The organism is Kribbella shirazensis (genome assembly GCF_011761605.1).
GTDB lineage: Bacteria > Actinomycetota > Actinomycetes > Propionibacteriales > Kribbellaceae > Kribbella > Kribbella shirazensis.
In genome coordinates, this window is record NZ_JAASRO010000001.1 from 4,720,337 (window position 1) to 4,735,344 (window position 15,008).

General features: G+C 70.5%; 16 protein-coding genes. 6 read left to right on the forward strand and 10 right to left on the reverse strand.

The features are described from left to right. Positions 1–128 precede the first annotated feature (128 nt). On the reverse strand, positions 129–1,340 hold the full coding sequence (locus BJY22_RS22865) for a helix-turn-helix domain-containing protein (RefSeq protein ID WP_167209935.1): 1,212 nt from the start codon (positions 1,338–1,340) through the stop codon (positions 129–131). Positions 1,341–1,429: 89 nt separating this feature from the next. On the opposite strand from BJY22_RS22865, the gene BJY22_RS22870 reads away from it, so the two are divergent. Then, the gene (locus tag BJY22_RS22870) at positions 1,430–2,056 is read left to right on the forward strand and encodes a maleylpyruvate isomerase family mycothiol-dependent enzyme (RefSeq protein ID WP_167209937.1); all 627 of its coding nucleotides are present in this window, start codon (positions 1,430–1,432) and stop codon (positions 2,054–2,056) included. Positions 2,057–2,062: 6 nt separating this feature from the next. On the opposite strand, the gene BJY22_RS22875 is transcribed toward BJY22_RS22870, so the two are convergent. The 4 genes from BJY22_RS22875 to BJY22_RS22890 form a co-directional block, all read right to left on the reverse strand. Next, positions 2,063–3,076 carry a glycoside hydrolase family 43 protein gene (locus BJY22_RS22875; protein ID WP_167209939.1) on the reverse strand — a complete coding sequence of 338 codons (1,014 nt, stop codon included), beginning with the start codon at positions 3,074–3,076 and terminating at the stop codon, positions 2,063–2,065. A 108-nt stretch (positions 3,077–3,184) separates the two neighbouring features. After that, positions 3,185–3,739 carry a dihydrofolate reductase family protein gene (locus BJY22_RS22880; protein ID WP_167209941.1) on the reverse strand — a complete coding sequence of 185 codons (555 nt, stop codon included), beginning with the start codon at positions 3,737–3,739 and terminating at the stop codon, positions 3,185–3,187. Next, positions 3,736–4,959: an FAD-binding oxidoreductase gene (locus tag BJY22_RS22885; protein ID WP_167209943.1), complete on the reverse strand. Its 1,224-nt coding sequence runs from the start codon at positions 4,957–4,959 to the stop codon at positions 3,736–3,738. The genes BJY22_RS22880 and BJY22_RS22885 overlap by 4 nt, the downstream gene beginning before the upstream one ends. Further along, complete coding sequence (locus tag BJY22_RS22890) at positions 4,940–5,794, reverse strand: helix-turn-helix domain-containing protein (RefSeq protein WP_167209945.1); 855 nt, start codon at positions 5,792–5,794, stop codon at positions 4,940–4,942. The genes BJY22_RS22885 and BJY22_RS22890 overlap by 20 nt, the downstream gene beginning before the upstream one ends. Before the next feature lie 74 nt (positions 5,795–5,868). On the opposite strand from BJY22_RS22890, the gene BJY22_RS22895 reads away from it, so the two are divergent. Genes BJY22_RS22895 through BJY22_RS22905 form a run of 3 tightly spaced genes read left to right on the forward strand, consistent with a single transcriptional unit; the run spans position 5,869 to position 8,261 of the window. Then, positions 5,869–7,122 carry an MFS transporter gene (locus tag BJY22_RS22895; RefSeq protein ID WP_167209946.1) on the forward strand — a complete coding sequence of 418 codons (1,254 nt, stop codon included), beginning with the start codon at positions 5,869–5,871 and terminating at the stop codon, positions 7,120–7,122. Then, entirely contained in the window at positions 7,119–7,643 is a 525-nt protein-coding gene (gene cpt / locus BJY22_RS22900; protein ID WP_167209948.1) for a chloramphenicol phosphotransferase CPT, read from the forward strand. The genes BJY22_RS22895 and cpt overlap by 4 nt, the downstream gene beginning before the upstream one ends. 27 nt (positions 7,644–7,670) lie before the next feature. Further along, the gene (locus tag BJY22_RS22905) at positions 7,671–8,261 is read left to right on the forward strand and encodes a TetR family transcriptional regulator C-terminal domain-containing protein (RefSeq protein WP_167209950.1); all 591 of its coding nucleotides are present in this window, start codon (positions 7,671–7,673) and stop codon (positions 8,259–8,261) included. On the opposite strand, the gene BJY22_RS22910 is transcribed toward BJY22_RS22905, so the two are convergent. After that, on the reverse strand, positions 8,248–9,345 hold the full coding sequence (locus BJY22_RS22910) for an aldo/keto reductase (RefSeq protein WP_167209952.1): 1,098 nt from the start codon (positions 9,343–9,345) through the stop codon (positions 8,248–8,250). The two genes, BJY22_RS22905 and BJY22_RS22910, sit on opposite strands and share 14 nt — an antisense overlap. Before the next feature lie 79 nt (positions 9,346–9,424). Between BJY22_RS22910 and BJY22_RS22915 the strand changes: the two genes are divergently transcribed. Then, on the forward strand, positions 9,425–11,395 hold the full coding sequence (locus BJY22_RS22915) for a GMC oxidoreductase (protein WP_167209954.1): 1,971 nt from the start codon (positions 9,425–9,427) through the stop codon (positions 11,393–11,395). A 19-nt stretch (positions 11,396–11,414) separates the two neighbouring features. On the opposite strand, the gene BJY22_RS22920 is transcribed toward BJY22_RS22915, so the two are convergent. Beyond that, entirely contained in the window at positions 11,415–11,930 is a 516-nt protein-coding gene (locus BJY22_RS22920) for a VOC family protein (protein ID WP_167209956.1), read from the reverse strand. A 33-nt stretch (positions 11,931–11,963) separates the two neighbouring features. Then, positions 11,964–12,668: a LysR substrate-binding domain-containing protein gene (locus BJY22_RS22925; protein ID WP_337758879.1), complete on the reverse strand. Its 705-nt coding sequence runs from the start codon at positions 12,666–12,668 to the stop codon at positions 11,964–11,966. A 33-nt stretch (positions 12,669–12,701) separates the two neighbouring features. Between BJY22_RS22925 and BJY22_RS22930 the strand changes: the two genes are divergently transcribed. Beyond that, positions 12,702–13,091: a DUF5997 family protein gene (locus BJY22_RS22930; protein ID WP_167209958.1), complete on the forward strand. Its 390-nt coding sequence runs from the start codon at positions 12,702–12,704 to the stop codon at positions 13,089–13,091. Between the two features lie 12 nt (positions 13,092–13,103). On the opposite strand, the gene BJY22_RS22935 is transcribed toward BJY22_RS22930, so the two are convergent. Beyond that, positions 13,104–13,838 (reverse strand): alanyl-tRNA editing protein, encoded by a 735-nt coding sequence (locus tag BJY22_RS22935; protein ID WP_167209960.1) that lies wholly within the window; start codon positions 13,836–13,838, stop codon positions 13,104–13,106. Further along, entirely contained in the window at positions 13,835–14,998 is a 1,164-nt protein-coding gene (locus BJY22_RS22940) for an aminotransferase class I/II-fold pyridoxal phosphate-dependent enzyme (RefSeq protein ID WP_167209962.1), read from the reverse strand. The genes BJY22_RS22935 and BJY22_RS22940 overlap by 4 nt, the downstream gene beginning before the upstream one ends. Positions 14,999–15,008: the final 10 nt, after the last annotated feature.

Here is a 15,008-nt window from a genome sequence, read left to right on the forward strand (position 1 = left end):
TCCCCGTGCGAATCGCTTGTCCACAAGGCCTCCCGGGCCAGCGCGCACCGAATTACGGTCATGGCTGAAATTAGCCGGACGTGCGTGAGTGCGTCAACCGTTCGGGCTGTGTCCGATGAAAGCAGGAATCAGAGATGAACGCGGTAGACGACGAGCGGCCGGCCGCTGCCGGTGCCGAGCTGGGTGCCGGTCGCGTCGGCGAGGCCGGCCCGCTCGAGCCGGTTGAGCACGCGGCGGGCGGTCCGCGGCTGGATGCCCAGGTGGTCGGCGACCGAACGCGTGGTCAGGCCGTCGTCCGTCGCGCGGACGAGCTCCTGGAGTCGTTCGAGGGTCGCCTTCGAGAGGCCGGCGCGTTGCGCGAGGAGTTGCAGTTTCGAGCGCTGCTGCGCGCGCGGCGCCGCGCCGCCGACGAGGACCAGGTCGATGTCGTTGCGCAGCGACACGACGGCCGCCGTACGCCCGGCCGTCTTCGCCCGGCCGAGTGCGCGGCGGGCCAGCGCCTCGGTCTCGGTCCCGGAGCCGCCGATGCCGAACCCGATCCGGACCGGCCCGAACTGCTCCTTCAGCCGGGTCAGCATGCCCAGCTCGGTGAACGCGGCGGTCGCCTGCTCGAGCGGTCCGCGGGTCGCCACCACGAGCCAGCGCTTGTCGTCGTACCGGATGACGCTGCCGCCGAGTGAGCCCGCCTCGCGGCGCAGCGCCTCCTCGGCGTCCGGGGACATCTCGACCAGACCGAGCGCGATCTGCGCATCGTCACTGCGCAAAGCGTCATGAACGAGCAGCAACCTGTTCACCGCCGCCCGGACCGAGTGCACCGACGGCGCGAGGCGCAGCGTCGTCTGCTCGGTCCGGAGTTTCTCGTACGCCGATCGCAGACACGTGATCGCGACGGTCGCGCCGGCCTGGTGGTGGAACGCGACGATGTCGTCGAGGCTCAGGCCGGGACGGTACGGGAGAACCGTGACCCCGCGCATCGGCAGCCCGACCTCGTCGAACGTCTCGCGGACCTCGGCCTCGTCGAGAACGTCGATGCTCAGCGAGGTCACGTCGTGCCCCTCGCGGAGCAGCTGCACCAGGGCGCGCATGAGCGTGGCGCCCGTGTACTCCACGTGCGCCGCCGGGCGGTCGAGCAGGTCCTGCGCGGCGGCGATCTGGTACGGGACGACGCCGGTGAACAGCCACGCGTCGACGCTGCCCGGAGCGTCGGCCATCACCTTCGGCGTGTCGGTCTCCCGCCGGTACCGCAGCGGGACGACCTCGACCCCACGCAGCGCCTTGACGATCCGGCTGCTGGAGGTGACCAGGTCCGACGGCCCGACCACCCCGATCGTCGTCACCATGCGCAGGTCCCCTCCTTCATGCGGGTCAGTCTCACCACAAGACCCCACCGCTGCAAGAACCCGCGCCGTCGTGGGCTACGTTCCCCTTCATGGACCAGGTGACGGAGCGGGTTCTGGAGTGGGTCGACGACGGTACGGCGTTGTGCCGCCGGGCACTGGGCGAGCTGGACGCGCCGTCGTTGCTGCCGGGGTGGTCGCGGCGGCACGTGGCGGCCCACCTGTCGCTGAACGCCGAGGCGCTGGGCAACCTGGTGCACTGGGCGCGGACCGGCGAGGAGCGGCCGATGTACCCGTCCGCGGAGGTGCGGAACGCGGACATCGAGGAGGGTACGTCGCGATCGGCGGAGGAACTGCGGTCGTGGTTCGACGAGTCGGCGTCGGTGCTCCGGGCATCGATGGTGACGCTGACGGACCAGCAATGGCAGGCACCGGTCCGTACCGCTCAGGGCGAATCGATCCCGGCGACCAGGATCCCGTGGATGCGCTCCCGTGAGGTGATGATCCATGCCGTCGACTTCGGCGCCGGCGTCACCTTCGCCGATCTGCCCGCGGACTTCCTCGAGGCGCTGTGCGAGGACATCCGCACGCAGCGCGGCGACGTACCGGCGGTCACCGGGCCGCTTCCGGAGGTGGCCGCCTACCTGTCGGGCCGGCCGTACTCCGAGGTGGTCGGCCCGGACGGGAAGCGCGCGGAGCCGCTGCCGCGCTGGCTTTGAGACGCGTCAGAGGAAGGCGCCGACGGACGGTGTCGCGTCCGCGCTCCAGTTGAGAATGGCGGCGTACAGGACTCTCCGGTGCGGGACGCCGTCGGTGATCTGGCTGTTAGTGCATGGCGACGTACCGGTGCCGCACACCCAGCCGTGCAGGAAGATCCGCCAGCCACCGTCGAGCGAGGGAGTGACGTCCGCGCCGCCGGGGCCGCAGAGGCCGGTGCCGGCGGACGTCATCAGCGAGTGCTCGGTCGCTGTCGCGAAGTTCCAGCGGTCCGTGGAGCGCAGCCAGACGGTGGCGTAGCTGCAGTTGTCGTAGCCGTAGCGGGAGGCGAACAGGACGTACTGCGAGCCGCGCTGCACCATCGTCGGGTTCTCGATGATGCCGTCGCGTTGCAGCAGTTCGCGGCTGGCGCTGCCTGCCCAGTGCAGGCCGGCGTCGCCGAGGCGGACCATGCGCAGCGTCGACGGGATCTGCTGCGTCTTGTACAGCAGGTAGCGGCGTCCTTCGCTGTCCTTGAACGGCGACGGGTCGATCACCCCGGCGGTCGCGATCGGTCGTCCGGGTACGGCGTCCTCGCCGCCGTGCCGCGCACCGGGGCAGACGAGCGGGGTGTCGCCGATCGGCCGGTACGGTCCGCCGGCCTGACTCGCGGTCGCGACGCCGATGCACCGCTGCCCGCCGAAGTCCTTCGCGACGGCCGAGTAGTAGAGGACGAACCCCGCCGATGTCTGCCAGGCGTCCGGCGCCCACACGTCGCGGCTGGTGTCCATCCAGGCGGGAGGAGTGGTGAGGTCCAGCGCGGCGCCGACGCCCTGCCACGGCCCGCTCGCGGTGTCCCCGCGGCTGACGCGCCCCGCGGGTCCGGTCGTGAACGCGTAGAAGTCACCACCCGACAGCAACACACCGGGATCGGCCACCGAGTGCTCGGGCGCGTACACAGGACCCGGCGCCGCCGCGTGCGCGGGAAGTCCCATCACCAGCGAGCCGACAACAGCGAGCAGAGCAGGAAGCACTTTCCGCATGCGAACAACCTCCCCAGGGGCGTGGATCAGTCGCACCACACTCTGAGGCCAATATCCAACCTTCTCAAGCCCTCAGCCCACACATTTTTCCCAGCTGCAGTTAAACCGTCATTTCAGGACGCGGTAGCGGAGGTGGGTTACGTCGCGGGCTTGGAGTTGGCGGAGGGGTTCCAGTTCGATGTATTCGGCGGGGAGGTTGTCGAAGAGGCGGCGGCCCTGGCCGAGGAGGACGTTGACGACGTGGAGTTCGAGTTCGTCGAGGAGGCCGGCGCGGAGGAGTGACTGGGCGGCTCCCGCGCCGTGGACCATCACGTCGCGGTCTCCGGCGGCGGCTCTCGCCTGGGCGGCGCAGTCGGCGACGTCGGTCACGTAGCGCGCGGTTCCCGGAGGTGTGTCGTCCGGGTGGTGGGTGAGGACGAAGATCGGCACCCCGTCGTGATGATCGCCCTGCCAGCGCCCCGCGTGTTCGTACGTACGACGCCCCGCGATCAGTGCGCCGGTGGCGAGCGACTCGGCGTACACCTGCCCGCTCGGCCCGTCGGAGTGCCGGTCGTCGAGCCAGTTGAACAGCCGGAACCCGCCGCGGCCCATGGGTTCCTCGGGGCTGTCGTCGGGGCCGACCACGAAACCGTCGAGGGACATACTCATGTACAGCCGGATCATCGGGAACCTCCCAGCGTCTGTGGGCAGTGGAACACACCGCCGGGGTCGTACGTCTGCTTGATCTTCTGCAAGCGGGGGTAGTTCGTGCCGTAGTAGGCGGTGGCCCAGTCGGTCAGGTCGGGGTCGGGGAAGTTCGGATAGACGTGACCGGACGCATGCGGGTGCGCGAGGGCCCACGAGCGGCGTACGGCGTCGCGTCCGGGACTCACGTGTTCGAGGAGGAAGCGCTCCGCGCGGTGGGCGAACGCGGTCGCGTCGGCCGGGACGCGGTTGTAGGCGCCGCCCATCGCAGTGAAGTTGAGCTCACAGCCTGCCTCGAGCAGTTGGTCGACGGTGGCGCGGGCGAGCGACCTCTGGAAGAACTCGGACTTGCTGTGCTGGATGCGATCGTCGCTGTCGCCTTCCGAGAAGCTGGACTTGAGCTCGGCCCACGAGAGGTCGTCCCGCAGTTCGGCCTGCGGTCCGAGGCTCCCGAGATCTCCGAAGTCCGGCCGGACGCAGGCGCCGAAGACACGCACCACGTCCGCGGTCACGCTCAAGCTCGCGGTCATCTCGTCAGGGGCATCGGGAGCCCAGGACTGCCACGCGGCGATCACGTCGGCGGCCCGATCGCGCGGCCACGTCAGGTTGAAGCGGATCGCGGCCGGTGACGGTACGGCGGCGTACGTCAGCTCCGTGACCACGCCGAACTGACCACCACCGGAGCCGCGCAGTGCCCAGAACAGGTCCGCGTCCTGCTCCGCGTCACACCTGAAGACGGTGCCGTCCGCAAGCACCACGGTCGCCGCGACGAGCCGGTCGCAGGTCAGCCCGTACCGTCGCCCGAGCAGCCCGAGCCCGCCGCCCGACGTCAGCCCCGCGATCCCGACGGTCGGCCCGCACCCGGCCGGAATGGTCAGCCCGTACTGCTCCAACCCGCGATACACGTCGGCCAACCGTGCCCCGCCCCCGATCGTCGCCCGCTGCCCGTCGACCGAGATCGCGGACAGCGCCGACAGGTCGAGCAGCAGCCCCGTAGTCGACGAGCGACCGGCGAAACAATGCCCGCCACCCCGCGGGGCCACAGACAGCCCGGTACTGCGTGCGTAGGCCAGCGCCTCGATCACGTCGTCGGCCGACGCACACCGGGCGATCGCCCGCGGACGAACGTCGCAGTACTGCGGCAGCGCCGGCTTCCGCAGTACGTCGTACAACGCGTGATCAGCCCCGATCAGCTCCATACACCGACGCTAGAGCCGCGCCTCCCCGCCGCGCTTGAACGAAACGGGCGTCGTACCACCCCGCGAGGAACGGCCGGTACGACGCCGAGTGGTCGTGACCGCAGTCGCATCGATCGGCCTTGTCGCCGAGCAGCTCCCGCGGTGTCACCCCGGTCAACCGCACGCACTCCCGGGTCAGATGCGCGTGGTCGGCGTACCCGGTCTCGGCCGCGAGCTCGGCGAGACCGTTCCCGAACCCGGCCTGCGCCAACGCGAGATACCCCTGGAACCGCAGCGTCCGCTGTAAGGCCTTCGGGCTGACCCCGGTCGCCGTCAGGCATCGCCGCCGCAACTGGCTCTCCGACAACGCCAGTTCGTCGGCCACGGTGGCGATCCCGGTGCGTTCCCACGGCATCAGGCGCCGGACCAACTCCGCCACCACGGGATCCGGCCGGAGCCGCCGACCGGCCAGGTACCACTGCACCGCGAGCAACGCCGCCTGCGGACTCACCGCATCCGCCACGGCCGACCCGATCGCGTCTGCCGCGGAACCCCACAGCTCCACCGCACAGTCGACCAGTTGGTCCGCCGGTACGCCGAGCAGCGGCGTCCCCACACCGGGCATGAACCGCACCCCGACGATCGTCGTCCGCGGCGGGATCACCTGCGGCTGGGCGCGCGTCAGCGGCCCGATCACCCGCGGTACGCCGCCCACCGGGCAGTGCAGCTCGACGCCACCCGTGGGCAGATCACGCTGCGGGTAGGGCTCCGACGCGGTCCGCTGGATCCAGACCGTACGAACGAGACCGGCCAGGGCGGGCACCGGTGCGCTCTCGTCGTACTGCTGATCCGTCACAGACCGGACGATACTCGCGGTCAAGCCGCGGCTGGGCGTGTCGAGACCAGGTGGGCGGCTCCGACGTTCCGGGCATGACAGCCGAGCGAGTACTGCGTACCTACCTCACCCTGGTCGCGGTGTCGACAGGAGCGTCGTCGTTGATCTGGGGCGTCAACACGCTGTTCCTGCTGGACGCCGGTCTGAGCATCGGGGAGACCTTCGCCGCGAACGCGTTCTTCACCGTCGGCATGGTGTTGTTCGAGGTCCCGACCGGGGTCGTCGCGGACACGCTCGGCCGGCGGACGTCGTACCTCCTCGGGACCGCGACGCTGGTCGGTACGACGCTGCTGTACCTCCTGCTGTGGCAGATCCACGCGCCGTTCGTGTGGTGGGCGATCGTCTCGGCGCTGCTCGGTCTCGGGTTCACGTTCTTCAGCGGGGCGACCGAGGCATGGCTGGTCGATGGACTGCACGCGACCGGGTACCGCGGGTCGCTGGACGCCGCGTTCGCGAAGGGTCAGGTGGTGAACGGGATCGCGATGATGGCCGGCTCGATCGGCGGCGGGATCCTGGCGCAGCTGACGAACCTCGGCCTGCCGTACGTCGCTCGCTCGGTGTTGCTCGTGGCAACGTTCGTGGTGGCGTGGCGGGCGATGCACGACCTGGGATTCACGCCGAAGCCGGACGCGTCGGTGCGCCGCGAGATGACCGGGATCGTGCGGGCGTCGCTGCGGCACGGGCTGCTCAACCCCCGGGTCCGTTGGGTGATGCTGGCAGGTCCGTTCACGGCGGGGGTGAGCGTGTACGGCTTCTACGCGGCCCACCCCTACCTGCTGGAGCTGTACGGAAACGCCGACTCGTACGCGATCGCCGGCCTGTCCGCCGGGATCGTCGCGGGTGCGCAGATCGCGGGCGGCACGTCGGCGCCGTACCTGGCCCGCGTGTTCCGGGACCGGATGCGGATGCTGATCGCGGCGATCGTGGTGTCGGGACTGATGATCGTGGCGATCGGTCTGGTCACGTCGTTCTGGGTGGCTCTGGCGCTGCTGATGGTGTGGGGCTCGATGTACGCCGCGATGTCGCCGGTGCGGCAGGCGTACCTGAACAGTCACATCCCGTCCGCGCAGCGGGCGACGGTGCTGTCGTTCGACAACCTGCTCGGGTCGGCCGGTGGGGTCGTGGTCCAGCCGGCGCTCGGCCGGACAGCGGACATCTGGGGATACGGTCCGGCGTACCTCGTGTCGGCGGTGATCCAGACGCTGGCGGTGCCGTTCCTCGGACTGGCACGGCGTACCGGGAAATCTGTCGAGGACACCGCGGCGCAGCCTCTAGCCTTACGGGCGTGACGGCGCGACTGATCATCATCAACGGCGGCTCGAGTTCCGGGAAGACCGGGATCGTGCGGTGCCTGCAGGCAGTGCTACCGGACCCGTGGCTGGGTTTCAGCGTGGACGATTTCGTCGACGCGTTGCCGGCCGTGATGGAGGGCGGCATCGACATCGGGCCGGACGGTGAGGTGAACGTCGGACCCGCGTTCCGCGCGCTGGACGCGGCCTGGACCGCCGGGATCGTCGCGATGTGCCGGGCCGGCGGCCGGGTGATCGTCGACGACGTGTTCCTCGGCGGCGCCGACTCGCAGCAGCGCTGGCGGGACGCGATCGGCGACCTCGAGACACTCTGGGTCGGCGTCCGCTGCGACCCGCAGGTCGCGGCCGGCCGGGAGCTTGCCCGCGGCAACCGTGCCCGCGGCATGGCCGAGCAGCAGGCGTACGTCGTCCACGAGGGCGTCACGTACGACGTCGAGGTCGACAGCTCCCGCGCCGAGTCCGTCGACTGCGCCCGTACCATCGCCGCCGCCCTGAAGTGAGCTGGACCCGCAGGTACATTTGACGATGTGCTGACGGCGAAGGGTGTGGCGACGCGGGAGCGGATCGTGGCGGCGGCCGCGGCGGAGATTCGTGAGCGCGGCATCGCCGCGGTCAAGCTGGACGACATCGGGCGGCGCAGCCGGACCGGGAAGAGTCAGCTCTTCCACTACTTCCCCGACGGCAAGGAGCAGTTGCTGCTCGCGGTCGCCGAGCGCGAGGCGGAGCAGGTGCTCGAGGACCAGGAGCCGTACCTCGGGCAGCTGACCTCGTGGGATGCGTGGAGCAAGTGGCGTGACGCCGTCGTCGAGAGGTACCGCCGGCAGGGCGTGCACTGTCCGCTCGGCGTCCTGATCACGGAGATCGGCCGCCACACCCCGGCCGCGCAGGCGGTCACCGGGCAGCTGCTCGCGCAATGGCAGCGCCGGCTCGAGACCGGTATCGAGGAGATGCAGGCCGCGGGCGAGATCCGTTCCGACGTGGATCCCGCCCGCGCCGCTGCCGCGCTGATCGCCGCGATCCAGGGAGGAGTCGCGATCCTGATGGCCTCCGGCTCCGCGACGCATCTGGAGTACGCGCTCGACCTCTGCCTGGACTACCTGCGCGTTAACGCCAGTTGAGCACCGGTGGCTGGTACCCGGCCGGCTTGTCGGCGACCTTCACGCCGGGATTGACGAGCCAGCCCTGGTACTCCGGCGTGAACATCCGGTAGACCGACGACGGCGGTACGGCGCTCGCCTCGTCGAGTTGTGCGCGCAGCTCGGCCGGAAGTTCGAAGCCGAGTGCGGCGATGGTCGACTCGAGCTGCTCCGGACGACTCGCGCCGACGATCGCGGACGCGACGCCCGGCTGCGTGGCGGCCCAGTTGACGGCGACCTGCGCCATCGTCACCCCGAGCTTGTCGGCCACGTCGCGGACGGCCGTCAGCAGGTCCCACTGCCGATCGGACCAGGTCTGCCCGGCCGCGCCGTCGCCGGTCAGGCGCCCCTCGCCGGCCAGCTGCTTCGCGTCGTCGCGCTGGTACTTCCCGGTCAGGAACCCGCTGCCGAGCGGACTCCACGCGGTGATGCCCAGCCCGAGCTCCTGCGCCACCGGCACGTGCTCGGTCTCGATCGTCCGCTCGATCAGCGAGTACGGCAGTTGCAGGCTGACCATCGGTGTCAGCGAATGCGCGTCGGCCAGCGTCTGCGCGCGAGCGGCGTACCAGGCCGGTACGTCGGACAACCCGGCGTACCGGATCTTGCCGGCGCGAGCGAGGTCGTCGAGCGTCCGCAGTACCTCGTCGACCGGGGTGATGCGGTCCCAGGTGTGCAGCAGGAACAGGTCGACGTAGTCGGTGCCGAGCCGGCGCAGGGAGTCGTCGAGGGCGCGGATCAGGTGTTTGCGGCTGTTGCCGCCGGCGTTCGGGTCGCCGGAGTCGACGCTGTTGGTCGCCTTGGTGGTGAGGACCATCCGCTCCCGCACGCCCGCCTCGGCGATCAGTCGGCCGAGGATCCGTTCGCTCTCACCCGCGGTGTAGAAGTCGGCGGTGTCCACGAAGTTGCCGCCGGCCTCGACATAGGTCCGGAAGATCGCCCGCGCCTCGTCCTCGGTCTTGCCGTACGGCGCGTGGAATCCGGACTGCCCGAAGTTCATGGTTCCCAGTGCGAGCCGGCTGACGCGCAGCCCCGATCGCCCGAGCAGGTAGTAGTCGTCAAGTGCCATGTGCACCAGCGTTGCTCGGCAAAAATGGACCGGCAAGTACAAAAGTTTGCGCGCCCGGACGGTGTGAAAGGATCCGGGTGTGCGCCTGTCCGAACAGCAACGTCTGGTGCTCGCGCGGCTCGCGGAGCTGGTGGTGCCCGGTGGCGATCAAGCGGTCCGATTCGTCGAGCGAGTCCTGACAGAGGATCGGCCGGACTGGGCCGATCGGGTGTCGCGAGGGTTGGCGGCTCTCGGGGATGCCGGGCTCGACGGCGTACTGGCGGATGCTGACGGGGCGTGGCTGGTCCGGCTGATCGCGCAGGGGTACTACGCGGAGCCCGCGGCCTGGGAGAAGTTGGGGTGGCGGACCGGTGAGTTCGCGGCAGTGCAGACCGAGCTGCGGACGACACCGCGGGACGCGCTGGGAGAGCGGTACGACTGTGTGGTGATCGGCTCGGGCGCCGGTGGAGGTGCTGCCGCTCAGGTGCTCGCGGAGTCGGGGCGGTCGGTGCTCGTCGTCGAGCTGGGCAGCTACCCGTCCACGGATTCGCTGATGCGCGATCACCTGCGGAATCCACGCTCGGTGACAGGCCTGCCGGCGGTCACGGATCCTGATCCGGCAGGGCGTCCGCGGGTCGCGGTCGCGGACGGCGTCCGCAGCCGGGTGCTGCCGCCTGACGGCGGCTGGGGCAACAACGCGTTCACGGTCGGCGGCGGGACGCGGGTGTACGGCGCCCAGGCGTGGCGGTTCGTCCCGCGGGACTTCCGGATGGCTACGACGTACGGCGTGCCGGACGGGAGCGCGCTCGCCGACTGGCCGATCTCGTACGACGATCTGGAGCCCTACTACTCGCTGGCGGAACAGCGGTTCGGCGTCAGCGGCGGGGGAACGGATCCCTGGCACGGCCCGCGGTCGATCCCGCTGCCGATGCCGCCGATGCCGCGGACCGGGCCGGCCGAGCTGCTGGCAGGTGCCGCCGAGCGCCTCGGCTGGGGCACGCTCGACGTACCGCTGCTGATCAACTCGATCGACTACCAAGGACGATCCGGCTGCGTGCGGTGCGGCCAGTGCGTCGGGTTCGCCTGCCCGGTCGAGGCCAAGTCCGGGACGCACAACACCGCCCTGCCGGCCGCTCTCGCGACCGGGAACTGCACGCTGGTCATCGAGACCACGGCCGAACGGCTCGTCACCGATCACACCGGCCGCGTCGTCGGCGTCGCCCTGGTCGCGAGCGACGGGTACGGCGGGATCTGGCGGCGGACCGTCGCGTGCGAGGAGGTGGTGGTCGCGGCCGGCGCCTCCGAGACGCCGCGACTGCTGCTGAACAGTGCACACGACGCGGAGCCGCAGGGGATCGGCAACAACCAGGATCAGGTCGGGCGGCACCTTCAGGCGCACGTGTACGCCGGTGCGGTGGGGCTGTTCGAGGACGAGGTGGTCGATCTCGTCGGGCCCGGTGTGTCGATCGCGACCTGCGACTTCCGGCACGGGAACGACGGGATCGTCGGCGGCGGGATGCTCGCCAACGAGTTCGTGCCGACGCCCGCCTCGACGTACGACTATCTGACCGGTGCTGGGTTGATCCCGGTCGCCGGTGCGGAGAGCGTGCAGGCGATGCGGCGCGAGGTGCGGCGGATGCTGCGGGTGGTCGGCCCGATCCAGGAGGTCACGTCGGCGGACTCACGCGTCCGCGTCGACCCGTCCGTCGTCGACCGGTTCGGCAATCCGGTCGTGGTGACCAGCGGAGCGATCCATCCGGAGGACGCCCGCGCGCACCGCTTCATGAGCGCCAAGGCGAAGGCCTGGCTGGACGAGGCGGGTGCGGTCCGGACGTCGGTGGGCGAGCTCGGCAGCCTGGGGCGGCCGAGCACCGGGCAGCATCAGGCCGGGACCTGCCGGATGGGTGACGATCCGGCCCGCTCGGTCACCGATCCGTACGGTCGCGTCTGGGGGCACGCCAACGTGTGGATCGCCGACGCCTCCGTGCACGTCACGAACGGCGGCGTGAACCCGGTCCTCACGGTCCTGGCCGGTTCGCTCCGCATCGCCACGCACATCGTGGGTGGCTAAAGGGGTCGTCCGGACCTGGTCAGCCGACGCGGGAGATGCCGATGCCGCTGCGGGCCTCGCGGCCGTACTTCGCGATCTCGGCTGCGAGGTCCAGGCGGGCGACGCCGCTCTTCGCGCGGTCCTCGTCGGTGAGCAGGCCTGCGGGGATGATCCAGACGATCTCGAACTCCAGGCCGTCGGGGTCCTTGCCGTAGAGCGACTTCGTCGTGCCGTGGTCGGACGCACCGACCAGGGCACCGGCCTGGCTCAGCTTCCCGGCCAGGTCCTCGAGGTCACCGAGCGTGTCGACCTCCCACGCGAGGTGGTACAGACCGACCGTGGTTCGCCCCGCACCGGACGGCCCGGCCTGGGAGCCGATCTGGAACAGGCCCAGGTCGTGGTCGTTGGTGGATCCGGGCGCGCGCAGGAACGCGGCGCCGGGGATGGCGTCACCGGTCTCGGTGTAGCCGAAGCCGAGAACGTCTCGGTAGAACGCGACGCTCGCCGCGACGTCGCGCACGTACAGGACCGCGTGGTTCAACCGGAAGATCGCCATGTCACCGATGATAGTTGAAGCCTCAACTTATTTCTAGCGGCGGCGCCGGGGCTTCCTCGGGCGGCCCGGTTGCGGCTGCGGTTTGGGCGGTGGCGGCTTGGGCCGGCGGGGCTTGGCCTGGCGTTCGGGGACGGCCGGGCCGCGGGTGCTGTTGGCGGTGCGGCCGCGGACGATGCCGATGAAGTGCTCGACGAGCTCGGTGGTCCCGTCCTCGGGCCAGCTGAGCGCGACCTCGGACTCCGGTACGCCGGTCAGCGGGCGGTAGGTCAGGTCCTTGCGGTGATGCAGGCGGGCCAGCGACTGCGGGACCACGAGCAGGCCGGTCCCCATCGCCACCAGCTCGACCGCGTCCGCCGTGCGGGCCGGGCGTTCGTCGATCAGGCGACCGGGCGGGTGGTCCCAGTCGAGTACGTCGTCCCGCGGATGCAGCATCAGCTCGTCCGCGAGGTCGTCGGCGGTGACTTCGTCGGCGGCCGTGATCAGGTGGTCCTTGGGCACCACGACGACCGTCTTCTCGACGTACAGCGGGATGGCGTGCAGGCCGGTGCGGTCGATCGGGAGCCGGAGCAGGACGGCGTCGGCGCCTCCGTCGGCGAGTTCACGCCGTACCAGACCGGGGGCGTCGGCGGCGGAGACCTGGACGAGCTCGAGCGGGACGCGGGGGAGCCGCTCGGTCCAGATCCGGGCCCATTTCGCGGGCGTCACGCCGGGGACGTACCCCAGCCGGAATCCGGTCACGGTTGTCAGGTTACCGGGCGTTACGCTGCTGCCATGACGGCGCGCAAGATCCAGACCATGAAGCCTGCCACGGCGGCGAAGAAGCTCGGCGTGTACCTGCAGGCGACACCGGCGGAGTTCCAGGACGGTGTGGTCTCGCGCGACGAACTGAACGCGCTGCAGGCCGACCCGCCCGAGTGGCTGCGCGACCTGCGCCGCGACGGTCCGCACCCGCGGCCGGTGGTGGCCGCGAAGCTCGGTGTGTCGATCAGCGGGCTGGCGAGGGCCGGGATCACCGAGGCGCTCACCACCGCGGAGATCGAGGCGATCAAGACCGAGAATCCCGACTGGCTGGAACACGAGCGCGCCATCCAGGCCGACCTACGCAGCCAGGCCGACGTACGCCGTCAGGCCGCCGAGCAGAAGCAGCAGCCGGCGGACTGACCGCGCCGGCGGTCAGGTGATCCGGACGCGGAGCCGCCGGAAACCTCTGCCCTTGCTCTCCATCTTCACGACCTCCATGCGGCCGATCAGCGCGGTGGAGGCGACGTGCGTGCCGCCGTCGGCCTGGGTGTCGAGGCCGGCGATGTCGACGATCCGGACGACCTCGATGTCGGGTGGCAGCAGGTTCGTCGCGGTCCGGATGATGTCCGGGATCGCGAATGCCTCCTCGCGCGGCAGGTTGCTGACCGTGATCCGGCGGTCGGTGCGGATCTCCGCGTTGACCGCCTCGGCGACCCGGTCCTTGAAGTCCGGCGGCACCTCGGCCAGGTCGAAGTCCATCCGCGCCGACAACGGCTCCATGTTGCCGCCGGTGACCAGCGCGCCGAAGTCCCGGAACACGACGCCAGTGAGTACGTGCAGCCCGGAGTGTGTCCGCATCAGCTGGGTACGCCGTTCGTCGTCCAGCGCTCCCCGTACCGCCGTACCCACGGCCGGCACCGGATCGCCCTCGTGCGGCACGAGGTACAGGTCGTCACCCTTGACCGTCCCGACGATCCGCGTCCGGACGCCGCCCCACAGCAGCACACCCTCGTCCGGCGGCTGCCCGCCGCCGCCCGGGTAGAACGCGGACCGGTCGAGCACGATCCCGCGCTCCGGATCCACGCCGACAACCGTCGCGTCCCACTCCCGCACCGACGCGTCACCGAGATCGAGCCGATGCGTGTGTCCGTGCTGGTCCGTGCTCATGAGCGGTTCGCCAGCTCCGTGAAGGCGTCGAGGGCGCGGCGGATGTTTTCGATCGAGTTCGCGTACGAGAAGCGCAGGTGGCCCTCGCCGTACGCGCCGAACGATGTGCCGGGCAGACAGGCGACACCGGCCTCGTCCAGGAGGCGGTCGGACAGGGTCGCCGCCGGGACGCCGAGCTCGCTGATGTTCGGGAACGCGTAGAACGCGCCGCCTGGCTCGACGCACGAGACGCCAGGTACGGCGTTCAGGCCGGAGACGATCACCTCGCGCCGCTCGCGGAACGCCTCGAGCATCCGGTCGACGTCGTCCCACGGACCTTCGAGGGCGGCGATCGCGGCGTGCTGGCTGAACGCCGACGTACACGACACCGAGTTGATCATCAGCCGCGTCACCGGCTCCACCAGCGGCTCCGGGAAGACACCGAACCCCAGCCGCCACCCGGTCATCGCGAACGTCTTCGACCAGCCGTCGAGCAGCACAGTCCGCTCCGCCATGCCGTCGAGGTCGAGCACGCTGTGGTGCTCGCCGTCGTACCGCAGCGCCCAGTAGACCTCGTCGCTCAGCACGACGAGGTCGTGCTCGATCGCGATCTCCGCGATCGCCTGCAACTGCTCGGGCGTCGACGCGCTACCGCACGGGTTGTGCGGCGAGTTGAGGATCAGCAGCTTGGTGCGATCGGTCACCAGCGAGCGCAGCTCGTCGGGGTCGACGACGAAACCGTTCTCCTCGCGCAGCGGCACCGGCACCGGCTTGGCCCCCGCGAACGACGCGATCGACGCGTACATCGGGAACCCGGGATCCGGATAGAGGACCTCGTCGCCCTCCTCGCAGAGCGCCAGGATCGTGAAGAACATGATCGGCTTCGCACCGGGCGTGATCAGCACGCGGTCGGGCGTCGTCCGCAGCCGGCCGGTGCGGTCGAGAAAGTCCGCGACCGCGGTCCGCAGCTCGGGGATGCCCGGCGCCGGCACGTAGTGCGTGTGGCCCTTGTCCAGCGCCTGCTGCGCCGCCGCGATCACGTGGGGTGGCGTGTCGAAATCCGGCTCACCGATCTCCAGGTGCACGATCTCGCGCCCCCGGGCCTCCAGCGCCTTCGCCTTCGCAAGCACCTCGAACGCCGACTCGGTGCCCAGTCGGTCCATCCGCCCAGCAAGTTTCACGATGTGTCCT

Coding starts and splice junctions, on each gene's coding strand:
- BJY22_RS22865 (WP_167209935.1), bottom strand. CDS start 1,340: ATGGTGACGACGATCGGGGTGGTCGGGCCGTCGGACCTGGTCACCTCC.
- BJY22_RS22870 (WP_167209937.1), top strand. CDS start 1,430: ATGGACCAGGTGACGGAGCGGGTTCTGGAGTGGGTCGACGACGGTACG.
- BJY22_RS22875 (WP_167209939.1), bottom strand. CDS start 3,076: ATGCGGAAAGTGCTTCCTGCTCTGCTCGCTGTTGTCGGCTCGCTGGTG.
- BJY22_RS22880 (WP_167209941.1), bottom strand. CDS start 3,739: ATGATCCGGCTGTACATGAGTATGTCCCTCGACGGTTTCGTGGTCGGC.
- BJY22_RS22885 (WP_167209943.1), bottom strand. CDS start 4,959: ATGGAGCTGATCGGGGCTGATCACGCGTTGTACGACGTACTGCGGAAG.
- BJY22_RS22895 (WP_167209946.1), top strand. CDS start 5,869: ATGACAGCCGAGCGAGTACTGCGTACCTACCTCACCCTGGTCGCGGTG.
- BJY22_RS22910 (WP_167209952.1), bottom strand. CDS start 9,345: ATGGCACTTGACGACTACTACCTGCTCGGGCGATCGGGGCTGCGCGTC.
- BJY22_RS22920 (WP_167209956.1), bottom strand. CDS start 11,930: ATGGCGATCTTCCGGTTGAACCACGCGGTCCTGTACGTGCGCGACGTC.
- BJY22_RS22930 (WP_167209958.1), top strand. CDS start 12,702: ATGACGGCGCGCAAGATCCAGACCATGAAGCCTGCCACGGCGGCGAAG.
- BJY22_RS22935 (WP_167209960.1), bottom strand. CDS start 13,838: ATGAGCACGGACCAGCACGGACACACGCATCGGCTCGATCTCGGTGAC.